Annotated in this window: 14 protein-coding genes; 6 read left to right on the top strand and 8 right to left on the bottom strand. The window is 37.1% G+C overall.

What is annotated here, in order from left to right:
* Positions 1-296 precede the first annotated feature (296 nt).
* The 3 genes from ACTBZY_RS08360 to ACTBZY_RS08350 all read left to right on the top strand — a co-directional run bounded on the left by ACTBZY_RS08360 (position 297) and on the right by ACTBZY_RS08350 (position 2,277).
* Positions 297-860 (top strand): TetR/AcrR family transcriptional regulator, encoded by a 564-nt coding sequence (locus tag ACTBZY_RS08360; RefSeq protein WP_463045875.1) that lies wholly within the window; start codon positions 297-299, stop codon positions 858-860.
* A gap of 53 nt (positions 861-913) precedes the next feature.
* Positions 914-1,480, top strand: a complete 567-nt coding sequence (locus tag ACTBZY_RS08355) for a redoxin domain-containing protein (RefSeq protein ID WP_463045874.1) — start codon at positions 914-916, stop codon at positions 1,478-1,480.
* A 74-nt stretch (positions 1,481-1,554) separates the two neighbouring features.
* The gene (locus ACTBZY_RS08350; protein WP_463045873.1) at positions 1,555-2,277 is read left to right on the top strand and encodes an SDR family oxidoreductase; all 723 of its coding nucleotides are present in this window, start codon (positions 1,555-1,557) and stop codon (positions 2,275-2,277) included.
* 87 nt (positions 2,278-2,364) lie between these two features.
* Here ACTBZY_RS08350 and ACTBZY_RS08345 read toward each other — a convergent pair whose 3' ends face one another.
* The 4 genes from ACTBZY_RS08345 to ACTBZY_RS08330 form a co-directional block, all read right to left on the bottom strand.
* Positions 2,365-3,570 (bottom strand): hypothetical protein, encoded by a 1,206-nt coding sequence (locus ACTBZY_RS08345; protein ID WP_463045872.1) that lies wholly within the window; start codon positions 3,568-3,570, stop codon positions 2,365-2,367.
* Entirely contained in the window at positions 3,567-4,148 is a 582-nt protein-coding gene (locus ACTBZY_RS08340; RefSeq protein ID WP_463045871.1) for a hypothetical protein, read from the bottom strand. Before ACTBZY_RS08340 ends, ACTBZY_RS08345 begins: the two co-directional genes overlap by 4 nt.
* A gap of 112 nt (positions 4,149-4,260) precedes the next feature.
* A complete protein-coding gene (locus ACTBZY_RS08335; protein WP_463045870.1) occupies positions 4,261-5,211 on the bottom strand; it encodes an aldo/keto reductase in 951 nt (316 codons plus the stop codon).
* 272 nt (positions 5,212-5,483) lie between these two features.
* Entirely contained in the window at positions 5,484-6,617 is a 1,134-nt protein-coding gene (locus ACTBZY_RS08330) for a MalY/PatB family protein (protein ID WP_463045869.1), read from the bottom strand.
* Between the two features lie 166 nt (positions 6,618-6,783).
* Here ACTBZY_RS08330 and ACTBZY_RS08325 point away from each other — a divergent pair, with 166 nt between their 5' ends.
* The gene (locus ACTBZY_RS08325) at positions 6,784-8,073 is read left to right on the top strand and encodes a Gfo/Idh/MocA family protein (RefSeq protein WP_463045868.1); all 1,290 of its coding nucleotides are present in this window, start codon (positions 6,784-6,786) and stop codon (positions 8,071-8,073) included.
* A 75-nt stretch (positions 8,074-8,148) separates the two neighbouring features.
* Here the strand turns inward: ACTBZY_RS08325 and ACTBZY_RS08320 are convergent, their stop codons facing one another.
* Together ACTBZY_RS08320 and ACTBZY_RS08315 are read right to left on the bottom strand one after the other, a co-directional pair.
* Positions 8,149-8,676 (bottom strand): NADPH-dependent FMN reductase, encoded by a 528-nt coding sequence (locus ACTBZY_RS08320; RefSeq protein ID WP_463045867.1) that lies wholly within the window; start codon positions 8,674-8,676, stop codon positions 8,149-8,151.
* A 52-nt stretch (positions 8,677-8,728) separates the two neighbouring features.
* Positions 8,729-10,183: a UDP-N-acetylmuramate--L-alanine ligase gene (locus ACTBZY_RS08315; protein WP_463045866.1), complete on the bottom strand. Its 1,455-nt coding sequence runs from the start codon at positions 10,181-10,183 to the stop codon at positions 8,729-8,731.
* A gap of 153 nt (positions 10,184-10,336) precedes the next feature.
* Between ACTBZY_RS08315 and ACTBZY_RS08310 the strand changes: the two genes are divergently transcribed.
* Positions 10,337-11,794: a type III PLP-dependent enzyme domain-containing protein gene (locus ACTBZY_RS08310; RefSeq protein ID WP_463045865.1), complete on the top strand. Its 1,458-nt coding sequence runs from the start codon at positions 10,337-10,339 to the stop codon at positions 11,792-11,794.
* Between the two features lie 252 nt (positions 11,795-12,046).
* Here ACTBZY_RS08310 and ACTBZY_RS08305 read toward each other — a convergent pair whose 3' ends face one another.
* The gene (locus ACTBZY_RS08305) at positions 12,047-13,018 is read right to left on the bottom strand and encodes a Gfo/Idh/MocA family protein (RefSeq protein ID WP_463045864.1); all 972 of its coding nucleotides are present in this window, start codon (positions 13,016-13,018) and stop codon (positions 12,047-12,049) included.
* A 94-nt stretch (positions 13,019-13,112) separates the two neighbouring features.
* Entirely contained in the window at positions 13,113-13,982 is an 870-nt protein-coding gene (locus ACTBZY_RS08300) for an AraC family transcriptional regulator (RefSeq protein WP_463045863.1), read from the bottom strand.
* A 149-nt stretch (positions 13,983-14,131) separates the two neighbouring features.
* On the opposite strand from ACTBZY_RS08300, the gene ACTBZY_RS08295 reads away from it, so the two are divergent.
* A complete protein-coding gene (locus ACTBZY_RS08295) occupies positions 14,132-14,965 on the top strand; it encodes a sugar phosphate isomerase/epimerase family protein (protein ID WP_463045862.1) in 834 nt (277 codons plus the stop codon).
* Positions 14,966-14,982: the final 17 nt, after the last annotated feature.

The following is a 14,982-nucleotide window of genomic DNA, read 5'->3' as shown; positions in this document are numbered from 1 at the left end:
ATAATATTCTATGAGATTATTTAAACATAAATCTAGGTACTTTTTAATTGCTTTAGAATGTTTAGGAAAATGCTCTACGAAGTTTTCAGTTTTGTAGGGGTGTTAATTAGCCTCTGGCTGATATGGAGGAGTTTTAAGCTTTTTAAGGGTGAATGATAGAACTAGTACAAATCAGAGGTTTGATATCACCTTAGCGAAGTTTTTAGCTTCGCTAAGCGAACCATTTTATTTAAAGTTTTACATTTCCCCACCAAAACTTTTTTATTTCAAAGCAGTTGCTTAGTTTTGTGTCATCAATGGGAAGACAAAAAGCATATTGTGAAGAAGAGGTGATAGAAAAGGCGATGGCTGTTTTCTGGAAAAATGGCTATGAGGCTACTTCTGTCCGTATGCTAGAAAAGGAAATGGGCATTAATCAGTTTTCTATCTATGCTAGTTTTGGCAATAAGCAGGGTGTCTTTTTGGAGAGTGTGAAGTGTTATAAGAAGAAGTTGAGCTGTATTACGGATAAGCTAAAGGCTTCTGAAAATGGCCTGCTTGGTATCAAGGAATACTTTTACGATTTTCAGGAATTTTCAAAAGACAGTGAATTAAAAAAGGGCTGTATGGTAGCGAATACCATGAGCGAAACATGTGAAAAATCGGACCCTACTGTTTTAGAGGAATTGATGAAGTTTTCTAACAGTTTAAAAGACCTTTTCAAACAAAATTTGGCACAGGAAGCGGGAAGAGACGCTCAGGATATTGAAAGGCAGGCCAATTATTTGATGATTTCACTTCAGGGTTTATCTCAGGCTTCCAGGGTTTATTCTCAGGAGCAATTGGAGGACTTTATTGAAACAACGTTTAAAAACTTATAGATTTTTTTTGATTAATAGCTAAGCATTTGCTTAGTAAAATATAGATATAAACAATGGATATAGGTAGACTAAAAGTAGGGGATAAGGCCCCTCATTTTACCACAAAGGATATTCGTAATCATAAGGTGACGCCTTTTCAGGCTAACAAATGGACATTAGTGTCGTTTCACCGTTTTGCGGCTTGCCCTTTCTGTGTTTTACGGACCAATGAGCTTGTCAGCAGGTATGATGAGTTTGGAGAAAATGATATTGATATTATCAGTATTTGGCCTTCTAGTGCAACGGCTATGTTGAAAGTAGGTGAGCATGCTACCACACCCTTTCCGATGGTTTCTGATGAAAAGAAAATCATTTTTGAAAAGTTTGGGGTAACAGAATCCTCTAAAAGTGCTGCCATCAAGTTGTTACTTCATCCAAAACTCGTTTGGGATGCCACCAAATTGGCCATGAAACTAAAAGACGAAGAAACAGACATGGATCATGCCTTATTACCTGCCGAATTTTTGGTCAATCCAGAAGGAGAGATAGTGCTAGCTCATTATGCCGAGCATTACGGAGACCACGTGCCAGTAGAAGATTTATTGACAATGGCGAAATCAGATACCCGAGTTTTGGCATAGGCCTAAACTTCTTTTATATTTTTTTACACCAAATCTAAGCGAACGCTTAGTAAATTTTAATAACAAACATATTTATGAGTTTTACTATCGAAGGTAAAGTAGCCTTAATCACAGGAGCAAATCGTGGAATCGGAAAAGCGATTACAGAGTCTTTTATAAATCACGGAGCTAAGAAAGTGTATTTGGCCGTGCGTGATGTTAATTCTACAAAAGCACTAGAAGAAAAATATGGTGATAAAGTAGTGACACTTCAGGCCGACTTGACCAACCAAGCTTCTATTAATGCATTGGCTGGAGCGGCAAAAGATGTAGACATTGTGGTAAACAATGCAGGAATAGCAAAATTAGCTTCACCGCTAAGCGAAAATGCAGAAGAAGCATTGACACAAGAGTTGGACGTGAATGTCTTTGGTTTATTACGCGTTGCAAATGCATTCGCAGGAATTTTAGAAAGCCATAAAGGAGCTTTGGTACAGTTAAACTCTGTGGCGTCTATTAAAAACTTCCCAGATTTATCAACTTATTCAGCCTCAAAAGCGGCTTCTTATTCTTTGACGCAAGGTTTGAGAGTAAAGTTGGCTGAGAAAGGTGTTAGTGTTTTAAGTGTTCATCCAGGGCCTGTCGCTACAGACATGGGAGCAGCGGCAGGTTTTGAAGAAGCAGCAGATCCTTCAATCGTTGCGGAAGGAATAGTGAGTTCCCTGAAAGCTGGAGATTTCCACTTGTTCCCGGATGAGTTGGCGAAGCAGTTTGAAGGTGCTTACCAATCGTTTTCAGACAATGTGGTTATGGCTTAAGTTTGGTGTTACTAAAAACCATAATTTTCTATTTTTGGAATTTTAAATTAAATCATATTACAATTAATTCCATGATTTGTAATTAGGTCATCTAGGGTTACAAGGGATAAAACTAAATGAGGATTCTGTAATAAGGATGTCTTCAAAATCATTTGCCGTAGAAATTTGTAACCTGGTTTCTAAGAGCTGAGTATCACGATTGTATTTGGTGTATAGACTGCGTAACATTAAATCACCATTAAACTCTGTTAGAGAGAATGAACAATTTGAATTGCAAGTGCCCGGCGTAACAGTCCAAGAAGTGCTCATGAAATCGGAAACAGTAAAGAGTTTTTGTGGGTCAATAAGTTCTATTTTATGATATGTTTTCGTTAGATAGTATAATTGATTATTATAAAAAACTGTGGAATAGATTCGGTCGTATTGTTTCAAGGGGCTAGATTCTAATACCGTTGCATTTCTTAAGTTAATTTTATCAAGCACTGTTTGTGCATTTCCGTTAGAGTAATTCTCTTCTATTTGATAAATGCTCAGCGTATCTGATTGAATATATAATTTTATTTTCGAGCCTGCTTTTTTAATATCAATTACCTTTTCTAGTTTATTAAGACTAATATTTAATCGTTTCAGTTCAAGAAAAGATTTATTAAGACTTGAGCTTAGCCAGTAAATTTCATTTGTTTCAGAAAGGAAGAATTTATTAGATTCTTCAATTTCAAAATAATCCGATTGCGATTTATCAACCTTTAGTTCGGAGACTATTTTATTGTTCTTTAAATAGATTAAATTAGGTTCTTCAGGTTTTTCCAAAGTAGTATTTAAGAAAATTATGACTTCATTGTCGTTGAAAAATTTAAAAGTCATTCCCGTATTCGGGTAGTAAGAATGAGGGCTTATTAATGTGGTGCTTACTACTTGATATCCTTGAGTATATTGAACTATTTCTAACTGATTTTTTTTGTTAAATCTTATATTATACACATGTCCGTTAAAGAATTGAAAATTTTCTTCGGGAAGCGTATTTTGGTCTAAAATATTGCCGGCGTAATCATAGTGAATAAACAAATCTGACAATTGCCTCACATCCGAACAGTAATTCATATCATCATATTTATCCTCCTTTATGTAATTTTCTAAATAAATATTCACTAGACCATCTATCTCAGGGCCGAACTTTGCCTTTCTATAAATTCGGTCATTGTCAGTAAAAAGTGATTTTTTGCTTTCAAGAATGGTTACCTCACAGCTAGAAAATAGATAAAAGAGAGTAATAAAAATCAACTTAACTTTCATTTTCTTATTTTTTGTAATGGAATCTTAATCAAGAGGCCAGGAAGAAAGCCTAAAATATGTTTATTAGTATTGTATATACTTAGAGATTCATAGCTTTTATAGGATGCCATCTTATAGTAAGTCATGTTTAAAATGATATTCAAGCTTATCTTGCTATCTGGTCTAATGCCCATTCCAAGGAAGATAGCTGGATAATATCTGAGTTTGGTACTTGTTTCATCCTTGAAATCAATCGTGCTAAATAGACCTGTATAGCCTAATAAAGGCCTTATCGTATTTTGTGTAAGATAGGCAAATGTAAAACCATGGGATATAGCAAAATCTCTTTTTAAAGTAGATTCTAAGACATTGAAAATTTTAACATGACAAATACCAATGTTGGTGCTAAAATTCCATTTGGCAAATCTTCTAGGGAATAATTTCCTGTTAAAAGTTACACCATAAGTTGGCATGTTTCCCAAAAAATGTAAACTTATTGAGTTTTTAGAGGTCGGTGCAGAGGTTGAGTCTAAGTTTAAACTTCCGTAGGATTCGGTATAGAATAGAGTAATTGCTATTAATAAAAAATAGGTTTTCATTCAGCGGATTCTAGTTTCTTTCAGAATTTAAGTCTAAAATAATTATTATTAATAGATAAAGTAGCCCAAAACAAATGATTTCTATCTGAATTTTGTAAGCAAAGAAATTATTTTAACCCCAAAGGCTTTCAAAAGTATAATCTGAGCCATCCATGCACCAGAAATCTCCTTTGATAAACCTGTAGTCTTTATTTAAGTCATTCAGTGACACCATTTGAACATCTGAAAGTTCTATATCTGCAGCAGCTAAATTTTCAGCCAAACGAGATTCGTTTACAGATTTAGGTATAACCGTGGTACCTCTCACCACAGCCCATGCTAGCATTACTTGTGCTGCTGAACAGCCTTTTTCTTTCGCTATATTTTTAACTGTTTCATTCTCAAAAAGTTTAGGCTCGTCGGCTGCTTTTCTTACCTCCGGTCTATCGGCAGAGCCTAAAGGAGCATAAGCCGTCATGATGATGTTTTTCTTGTCACAATAGTTCTTTAGCTCATTTTGCTGTAAGAAAAGATGCATTTCTACCTGATTGACTTCAGGACTTACGCCCGTTTTTTCTATCAGGCTATCGATTTTACTTGGACTGAAATTGGAAACACCAATGTGTTTTGTTAGACCACTTTCTTTCACGGCAATCATGCCTTTCCAAGTTTCTTCTAGCGGTGTCACACTAAGACTCACTAGATCGGCACCTGATTCTGGATACATGACGGTATCTTTCAAAACGACTGGCCAGTGTATAAGATAAAGGTCCAGATAAGCTAACTGTAAATTTGCCAAGGTCACTTTTAAAGCAGCTTCTACTTGCTCCTCTCGGTGTGCGTTATTCCAAAGTTTTGAGGTAATCCAAAGGTCTTCCCTTTTGGCTTCTCCTGCTTTAAAAGCATCCGTGAAAGCTTCGCCGATCTCTTTTTCGTTGCCGTAAACATGGGCACAGTCAAAATGCGTATAGCCTAAGGTAATAGCAGTTCTGACTGCCTTGTAAACATCTCCAGGAGCTGCTTTCCAAGTTCCTAAACCCAGAGCGGGCATTTTGTCTTTATTTGAGAATTCTAAGTATTTCATTTTTTATAGTTAATGGCTATTAGCTTTGGGCATTTAGCTATAAGCCTTTTTAGGACGTGTTTAATGGCTATTAGCTTTGAGCCCTTAGCTATCAGCTTTTTCAGTATATGTAAAAAAAGACAAATTTAAAATCAGGAATCGAATATCGTAGAATTAGCACCTAATATGAAATATCAGATATCGAGTAAAAAGAGCAAATTTCCAACAACGAATATCTAATATCGAAAAAACTAATATCTAATATCGAACAACGAATATCCAACAACGAATATCTACCCAAAGGCCGCTTTCAAACGCTCCACTGCCAGTTCTAAATTTGCTCGCTGTGTACCGAAATTTAGTCTAAAATAACCTTTTCCTTTAAACTGATGCCCACCAGAAACACCAAGTCCAAATTTGACAAGATAATCTTCTAGATTTGGTATATCTTCCCTATCACACTTTATCCAAGCGAGGTAGGTTGCCTCCAAGGGATTCATTGTTAAAGAAGGTATTTTGTTGATTTCATCCCATAAGTAATCATGGTTTGATTTTAAGTAAGCTACAAGTTCTTTTCTCCACGGTTCGCCATGTTTATAGGCCGCCAGCATAGTTTGAGCCATGAAATAATTATTATGAGGCGTAATTCCAAAAGTTGCATCTTGGAATTTTTGACGTATTTCCGGATTAGGGATAATGGCCATGGAACCTCCTAAACCTGCAATGTTAAAAGTTTTACTAGGAGCTAAAAGTGTCACGCTATTTTGCTCCGTACGGCTATCTAAAGAAGCCGTAGAGATATGTTTGGCTTCTGAATCTAAAATCAAATCGCAATGGATTTCATCAGAAACCAAAACCAAATCATGCTTTTCGCAGAATGCATTCAGGGCGGTCAATTCGCCTTTGTCAAATACCCTTCCGTTGGGATTATGAGGGTTGCAAAGCATATACATTTTAGTATTAGCGTTGACCTGATTTTCCATTTCTTCGAAATCCATTTCCCATCGGTCATTTTGCCAAACGAAAGGCACTTCCGCTGTTTTTAAACCAATGGTTTTACCAGCCAAACTTAGATGTAAGTAAACAGGCGTGGAGGTCATTATTTCTGCCGAAGCATCATTGAAAATACGTGCGGAAGCATGTAAACCTGGAACTAGACCTGGCAATAATACGATCCAATCTTTTTCTACTTTCCAGTTATGTCTCAGGGCCAAACGGTCTATAATGACTTTGTAAAGCTCATCTGACCCCATTGCATAACCATAGATTTTATGGTCCACTATCTTTTGAAGAGCCTCTGTGATTTCTACAGGACTTTCGAAATCCATGTCTGCCACCCAAAGCGGTAAAACGTTATCAGGGAATTTATCCCATTTTATACTTCCCGAGTTTTTTCTGTTTATCGGTTTGTCGAAATTGAATGGCATTGAAGTCGATTTTGGTTATAATTTAAATGATAATCCGCGAAGAAAAGTTCGCTCAAAAGGTGTATTCTTAGGAATTGATTATTGATGTATCATTTCCTGTTTTGGTCTATTTAATGATTTGATTTATTTTAAATAGGCTTACTTTTAATCCATAAACTCAACCATAATGAACCGTAAAACATTTATAAAAACTTCTGCATTGGCGTCGGCCGGAATACTTTCAAGACCTTTCATAACCTACGCTAATGCCTCTAAATATCGTGTGGCTCTCATAGGCTGTGGCTGGTGGGGAACCAATATTTTAAAAGAAGCCGTAGCCAGTGGTGTAGTGGAAGTGGTAGCTCTGTGCGATGTACACGAAGCTCAAATAAATGGCTGTGCAAAAGAATTAAACACTTGGTGTACAGACAAACCAAAGAAATTTAAAGACTTTAGAGATTGTATCAAAAACGCCAAGCCAGATTTGGTTATCAATGCCACGCCAGATCATTGGCATGCCTTAATTGCAATTCATGCCCTTAAGAATGGTTGTCATGTTTTTCTTGAAAAACCCATAGCTCATACGCTTAAGGAAGGAACAGCCATTCAAAAGGCTGCTAGAGATAGCAAGAGAATATGTATTGTTGATTTTCATAGAAGATATTCTCCACATAATGTGAGTGGGATGGAGTTCTTAAAGTCTGGCAAAGTTGGCAGGATTCAGGAAGTTAGAGCATTTGTGAATTATGCAGGTGGTGGGGGTAAGCAGAAACCAAGCGAGCCTAAACCGGCAGATATGGACTGGGATATGTACTGTGGTCCAGCCAAATTGATAGATTATCATTCAAGTATTCATCCACGAGCCTGGCGACGTCAAAGAGAATTTGCCAATGGTACATTAGGCGACTGGGCACCACATTGGTTTGACCAAATTCTTTGGTGGACGGAAGAAAAGGCTCCAAAGAAAATTTTCTCTACCAGTACTAAGAAAATTCACGATGACATTCAGACTGTTCCCGAAAATCAATTGGTGACCTACGAATTTGAAGATTTTATTTGCTTTTGGGAGCACAGTATTAATAACACCAGACCGGTACAGCAAGGCGAAAATGTAGGTGCTTATTTCCATGGCACTGAGGGCACATTCCATATGGGCTGGCATGGCGGCTGGACATTCTATCCGCATGGTAAAAATGCCACAACCATACATGAAGACCCACAATTGGATTTGCCAGATGGTCAGAACATCAAACTGGTGTGGGAAGATTTCTTAAACTCCATTAAAACAGGAGAGCTACCACATGCAGATATAGAACATGGACGTCAAGCCACCAATATGTCGCTCTTAGGAATGCTGTCAAATGATTTGGGCAGAAGTATCATCTGGGACCACGAAAAAGATATGGTAGTAGGTGATGCAGAAGCCAATAAGCTTCTTACCCGTGATTATAGAGGAGAGTGGGTTTATCCTAGCTGAAATTAGTTTTGAATAATTGGACACGGAAGAATATAAATTCGTGTCCAATCCCTGCCTGTCGGCAAGCGGGCCTGTTTATCCGTGTTCTATTTGACGTGAAAAAGAATCCATAAAAACCTTTAAATCCTTTCGTAAAGCATCATTCATAGAAGGATTTATCTTCCCCTTAATACCAGAAATTACCAGCTGCGTTTCTGAACTCAGTTGGCACTGAATGGTACCCAAAACCAATACTAACTGTTCCATAGCTTTCTCTCCAGAAGCAGCTCCTACGATGATTCCAGCAGGTTTATGGGTAAATACTTCCGTTGAAACACACCATTCCAACGCGTTTTTAAGAACCGCAGGCATGCTGAAAACGTATTCTGGTGTTGAAATCAAAACTGCATCTGCAGAATTAATCTCCGTTCTTAAAGCTTTAACATTTTCGGAAACATTATCAGCATCAATGTCTGGACTAAAATGAGGTAAGTCTGCTAAGTTGATATGGTCTATGAAACAGGCTTCTTGATGAAACTGTTCAGCAATAAAAGTTAGTATTCGATTATTACTAGAATCCTTTTTTAGGCTTCCAGATAAAACTAAAATTCTTGGCTTGCTCACTTCATATTTGCGTTTGATGAAATGAAAACTAAGCCAAGAATATATTGATTCCCTATTTATCTTTTTTCTTGAAAATCCCTTTCCAAGACTTCTTTTTAGTTGGGATAGATGCCCAGTTGGTTTTCTTTACGGGTAATTCTAAAACTTTAGCAGCAAGCTTCGGCAAATCTGTGCCGCCGAATGTTCCAGAAGACATAAGTAGCAAATTGGAATGATACCAGTTTTGTGCTTTTAGGAAGACTTCTAGCTCTTCGGAAGTGGTAAAAATTTCTAAATCTTCTCTGCCAAAAGCTGCCTTAATTTCTTCTATAGAAATGGGAGGCATCTTTTTCATTTCTACCGTATGAGGGCTGTAAAATACTACTGCCAAGTCTGCGGCATCCAATTTACCTTCATAGTGCGGTAAAAAATCTTTACTGAGACTGCTGTATGTATGTAATTCATAGCATGCCACTAATCTTCTTTCTGGATATATTTCTTTACCGGCAGATGTGGTGGCTCCTACTTTTGAAGGTGCGTGTGCAAAATCTCTATAGATTACGGTGTTTTTGTTTTCTCCTAGTTTCTCAAGCCTTTTTGCAGCACCGCTGAAAGTTTGAATGGCTTCATAAAACATAGGCTCTGTAATGGCTATTTTTTCCAATATGAGCTTTGCACCCTGAAGGTTTTTCATATTGTGCTCACCAAAAATCTTTAAGGGAATAGCACCATTATTGGTTTTTAGCCAAGTTTTGCCATTTTTTACATCGTAAGGATGGGCAGCATATGGTTCTTTGCTAATGTCTGGTCTTACTTGTTTTCCTATGATATTGGCTATGTCGTCGGTTTCATCCCAAAGTAGTGTTCCAGCTTTTTCCATGCCGTCGGCTAATTGGTCGAAAGCTTTGACGTAATCATCAAATTTTGGGAAGACATTAAAGTGGTCCCAAGCTATTCCAGAAATAAGACTTATATGAGGATGATAAAAAAGAAACTTAGATTTCATTTCTAAAGCAGATGAAAGGTATTCGTCACCTTCCAGTATAATGACTGGAGCGTCATCGGTTAGTTTTACCATGAGGTCAAAACCTTCAATCTGAGCTCCCACCAAGTAATCGAAATTTCTATTATAGTATTTCAAAACGTGTAGTATGATACTTGTAATAGAGGTTTTTCCGTGACTTCCAGCAATAACGATACGCTGCTTATTTTTGGTTTGTTCAAAAACATATTCTGGAAAAGAATAAACCTTAAGTCCAAGTTCTTGGGCTCTTAAAAGTTCAGGGTTATCTTTTCTGGCATGCATTCCTAAAATAATAGCATCCAGCTTATCGGTGATGATTTCTGGGTTCCAGCCTATTTGTTTTGGAAGTATCCCCGCTTTCTCTAAACGTGATTTAGCAGGGTCGTAAATTTCATCATCAGATCCCGTAACATGGTATCCTTTCTGATGTAAAGCGAGTGCCAAATTGTGCATAATGGCTCCGCCAACTGCTATAAAGTGTATGTTCTTAATTGATTTCGACATTTAAATGAGATTGACTCCGGAGTTATAAATTATGATTTTGCCAGAAAATTCGATTGCAATTTGTAAATTTTATGTCACTTTTGCACAAGGTTTTTGTGGGTCCAGCCCTTTCTGGAATTAATTTTTTTGCCTTCAGTAGGTTTTTTACCTTAAATGAAAAGATATATAGATCTTATTCAGCAAACTTTTGAGTTTCCTACAAGAGAGTTTGGTGTTGATGTAAATAATAATCTCTTGTTTAATAATGTTCCGGTGATGGATATCATCAAAAAATACGGAACACCACTAAAGTTAACTTATCTTCCTAAGATAACGGAGCATATCGAGAACTCTCGTTTGATGTTTAAGAATGCTATTAAAAAATATAATTATAAGGGCTCTTATACGTATTGTTATTGTACTAAATCAAGTCATTTTAAATTCGTGTTAGAAGAGGCTTTAAAGAACAATATACACCTTGAAACGTCTTCGGCTTTTGATATGCCTATCATTCAGACACTAGAAAAAGAAGGTAAAATTACCAAGAAGACTTTCATTGTTTGTAATGGTCATAAAAGACCTCAGTATTTAGAATCTATTTCTGAAATGCTGAATGATGGTTACGAAAATCTTATTCCTGTTTTAGATAATTTAGATGAAATAGATTATTATTTAGAGCATGTAGATAAGGCTGAATCAGTACAAATAGCAGTGAGAATTGCGACGGATGAAGAGCCAAACTTCCCTTTTTATACTTCTAGATTAGGAATAAGATATAAGGATATAGACGAGCTTTATTTAACTAAGATAAAGCCTAATCCACGTTTTAATCTTAAAATGCTTCACTTCTTTATCAATTCTGGTATAAAGGATACAGCATACTATTGGTCTGAGCTTACTCGCTTTATGTTTAAATACTGTGAGCTAAAGAAAATTTGTCCAGAGTTAGATTCTATTGATATCGGAGGAGGTCTACCTATTCAAACTTCAGTAGTTTTTAATTATGATTATCAAGCGATGATTGATGAGATTATTGAAAACATTCAGTGGATTTGTAACAAAAACAATGTACCCGTTCCAAATATCTTTACCGAGTTTGGCAGTTACACCGTAGGAGAGAGTGGTGCCACTATTTACAAGGTCATAGACATCAAACAGCAAAACGACCGTGAGTTTTGGTATATGATTGATGGTTCTTTTATAACGCAGTTGCCAGATTCTTGGGGTATCGGTCAGAAGTATATCATGCTTCCTGTCAATAACTGGGACGCTCCATATACGAAGGTAAACTTAGGCGGACTTACCTGTGATTCGGCAGATTATTATAATACCGAGGCTCATTCTGAGGATTTATATTTGCCAATGTTTGAAGAAGAGACTCAAGAGCAGTATATTGGATTTTTCCATACGGGTGCTTACCAAGAATCTTTAGGAGGATATGGCGGTATTCAACATTGTTTAATACCCGCATCAAAGCATGTTTTGGTAAATTTAGACGAAGAAGGAAACTTGACTACCGAGCTTTTTGCGGAAGAGCAAGATGCCGAGTCCATGATGAGAATTTTGGGTTACAGATCAGAAAGAAGTAAACCAGAGTTGCTTAATCCAATTATTAAGGAATCTGACGAGTAAATAATATTACAAGTCTTGGTTCGTTTTTTGTAGGAATGCTTAAAAAAGACTATTTAAATACGATGAAATATAGATTATTCGCTTTCTTAGTAATAGCTACCTTTATTTTTTCTTCATGTGTGAAGAAACAGTGTCCAGCATATGGTCACGTGCCTCAAGCTTCTGAGGTGGAGGTTGTTAAAGCTTAAGGTGCTTAAATATTAATATGTTTTGTGAGAGACGAATTTTGGTTCGTCTCTCTGATATTGCGTATTAGTCTATTCTTTGGCAAATCTGCTCTAAGGCCCAATTTGTTCTGGCGGCCGAAATTCCTGTAGAAACACACTTCGATTTTTTACCAATAAGTTCATCTACAATAGACTGAATTAAAGGCTGTTGTATATGTTTAGGCATATCAAAACTAAAGGTTTGTTTTAAGTGGCCGTCTACAAACAGGTCCACCTCTGACCCATCAAAAAAAGGAAATTCAATTCGCCCTTTTGAACCATAAATGGTGGTTCTTTCTAACTCAGATTCTTTAGAGGCTACAAAGCACCAGCTTCCCATTCCCAAGGCACCCGTTTCAAATTCGAAAGTTCCTAGGGTGGTATCTTCTGCAGGATAAAAGCCGCCAAGATTTTTAGCCATACCCGTGGCTTTTTTGATAGGTCCTAAAAGAAAGTCTAGATAATCTAATTGGTGAGAGGCCAGATCATAGAAATGCCCTGCTCCAGCCACTTCAGGATCTGTTCGCCAACTAGGCTCTGAACTTTCCTTTTCAAATTTATGAATCTTAACGTCTACAAAACGTATATCTCCTATAGCACCGGAGTCTACCAGTTCCTTTATTTTTAAGAAGTTTGGAAGTGCTCTTCTGTAATATGCCACAAATAGTGGCACGTTGGCTGCTTCGCAAGTTTTAATCATACTAAGGCACTCTTCGTGACTTCTGGCCATGGGTTTTTCCACATAAATAGGTTTGCCAGACTTAGCGGCCATTAAGGTGATTTTCTCATGACCATTAGGAGGAGTAGCGATGTAAATGGCGTTTACTTCTGGGTCATTGATGAGATCTTCCGCTTGATCATACCACTTGGGTACGCCATGTCTTTTAGCAAAGTCTTCTGCCAATGAGCCCGTTCTTCTCATCACAGCCACCAGTTCAGAACCTTCTGCTTTTTGAAAACCGGGTCCACTCTTTTTCTCACATACATCTCCTACGCCTATAATTCCCCACTTTATCATTTCTTTTCTTTTTGATTGAATATGAGTACCAAGATAAAGAGTTTAGAAATTAAGGGCTGGAGATTTCTATAAAAATTCTTAAAATCAATTCTATTTACTTTCCGGTCAATTCTTGTTTAAACTGACTGGGGGTAGTTTTCATAATCTCTTTAAACTTCTTATTGAAGTTGGAAAGGGTGTTAAACCCACTTTCGTAGCAAACCTGACCTATGCTTAAGCTTTCGGAACTTATTAATTTGCAGGCGTGGCCTATTCTAATTTCGGCTATAAAATCTGAAAAGGTCTTATTAGAACGTTTTTTGAAATATCTACAAAACGCGGGTACGGTCATATTGGCCAAAGCGGCTACCTCGTCTAATCTTACGCTTTCTTTAAAGTGCTGCATGGCGAATTTATATACTTTATCCATCCTCTCTGTTTCGGACTGTTTATGGGTGTTGGTGTAACCTAAGCTTGAAATAAAAGAGGTATCCGTACTTTTCGACAGTTTATTTAGCAAGGCTAGAAGTTGCAAAATGGAATCATAGCCATCAGATTTAGATAGTTTTAACAGGGCTTCTTTTACTATTATCTTAGACTCATTTTTAAACTCTACCCCTCTATAACTTTCGTTTAAGAGCTTTTGTATTTTGATGGACTCAGGGATGTTACTGAGGGTTTTATCTAGGAAATCTTGTGTGAAATAAACCACAATTCCGTGTGTACTTAAATTGGAATTTGGCTCAAAATAGATTTTGTCGTTTCTCCATAGATGGGGTAAATCTGGGCCCAGAAGAACGGTATCGCCTTTTTCAAAATGTTGGATGCTGTCTCCTATAAGTCGTGTTCCTGCTCCTTCTAGAACAGTAAATAGTTGATAGTGTGGGTGAAAGTGCCAGTTAGGGTCAAAGAAAGGCTCTTTTAGGTCTAAAACTGTAATGGAGTTTAAAGGGTTTTCGATATTTTTTTCTAAGACAGTCCTCACTTTTAATTACCTGTGTTAATATTTTATCTTTCAAATATAGCTTAAATGCTAATGATGGTTAAAATATAGTCAACATTCGCAAATTTACAGGTAAGGAATTGACTTATTCTTTGATAATATTGTAACATAAACACAAGCCTAAAAAGTCAATGAAGAATAAACTAGGAATGAACCTATTGCTTTGGGGCACAGACATGTCAGAAGATATGTTTCCCATATTGGAGCTTATAAAGGAGACGGGTTATGATACTGTTGAGATTCCAATCATGGATCTGAATCCTAAAAAGTGGGAAAAATGGAGGAGGAAATTAGACGATCTTGGATTGAGCTGTGTGGCAGAAACCATCAATGGCCCAGCATATAATTCGATAGACCCTAGCGAATTCAGAAGAAAGGATGCTTTAGATTTTAACAAGGCTGTTCTGGATTGTGCTGACGTTTTAGGTGCCCAGTTACTTATTGGTCCTATTCATTCGGCTTTAGGTGTGTTTACTGGGCAGCCAGCCACTCAAGAAGAAAAAAAATGGGGTGCAAGCGTGCTATATGATTTAGCCGAGCACGCCCAAAAATATAATATTGTTTTGGGTTTGGAATATCTGAACAGGTTTGAGAGCTATTTAGTCTCCTGTACAGATGAGTTAGTAGAGCTTATGGTCAGCGTTAATCATCCTTCCTGTAAGCTCATGTTTGATACTTTTCACGCCAATATTGAAGAGAAAAGGTTACCAGATGCCATTAGAAAAATGGGAGATCATCTTGTTCATGTGCAGTTGTCGGAAAACGATAGAGGAACAATAGGGCATGGTCACATCAATTTTGAGGAAGTGATAAACACCCTTAAAGAGATGGAATACAAAGGCGTAATAAGTGTGGAGGCTTTTAGCCAAAAACTGGTTGCAGCTAATATTTGGAGAAAGATGTTCGAGTCAGAGGAGCAATTGACCAAAGACAGTTATAAGTATTTGAAGGTGTTGACGAGGTAGGTCAATAAAAGATGCAA

The sequence above is a fragment of the Arcticibacterium sp. genome (genome assembly GCF_055134445.1).
This window is presented reverse-complemented; position numbering and strand designations above follow the sequence as displayed.

Bases quoted from the DNA above. Each gene is read 5' to 3' on its own strand.
- ACTBZY_RS08315 (WP_463045866.1), bottom strand. From the start codon at position 10,183: ATGTCGAAATCAATTAAGAACATACACTTTATAGCAGTTGGCGGAGCC.
- ACTBZY_RS08355 (WP_463045874.1), top strand. From the start codon at position 914: ATGGATATAGGTAGACTAAAAGTAGGGGATAAGGCCCCTCATTTTACC.
- ACTBZY_RS08310 (WP_463045865.1), top strand. From the start codon at position 10,337: ATGAAAAGATATATAGATCTTATTCAGCAAACTTTTGAGTTTCCTACA.
- ACTBZY_RS08360 (WP_463045875.1), top strand. From the start codon at position 297: ATGGGAAGACAAAAAGCATATTGTGAAGAAGAGGTGATAGAAAAGGCG.
- ACTBZY_RS08295 (WP_463045862.1), top strand. From the start codon at position 14,132: ATGAAGAATAAACTAGGAATGAACCTATTGCTTTGGGGCACAGACATG.
- ACTBZY_RS08305 (WP_463045864.1), bottom strand. From the start codon at position 13,018: ATGATAAAGTGGGGAATTATAGGCGTAGGAGATGTATGTGAGAAAAAG.
- ACTBZY_RS08340 (WP_463045871.1), bottom strand. From the start codon at position 4,148: ATGAAAACCTATTTTTTATTAATAGCAATTACTCTATTCTATACCGAA.
- ACTBZY_RS08325 (WP_463045868.1), top strand. From the start codon at position 6,784: ATGAACCGTAAAACATTTATAAAAACTTCTGCATTGGCGTCGGCCGGA.
- ACTBZY_RS08330 (WP_463045869.1), bottom strand. From the start codon at position 6,617: ATGCCATTCAATTTCGACAAACCGATAAACAGAAAAAACTCGGGAAGT.
- ACTBZY_RS08335 (WP_463045870.1), bottom strand. From the start codon at position 5,211: ATGAAATACTTAGAATTCTCAAATAAAGACAAAATGCCCGCTCTGGGT.
- ACTBZY_RS08345 (WP_463045872.1), bottom strand. From the start codon at position 3,570: ATGAAAGTTAAGTTGATTTTTATTACTCTCTTTTATCTATTTTCTAGC.
- ACTBZY_RS08350 (WP_463045873.1), top strand. From the start codon at position 1,555: ATGAGTTTTACTATCGAAGGTAAAGTAGCCTTAATCACAGGAGCAAAT.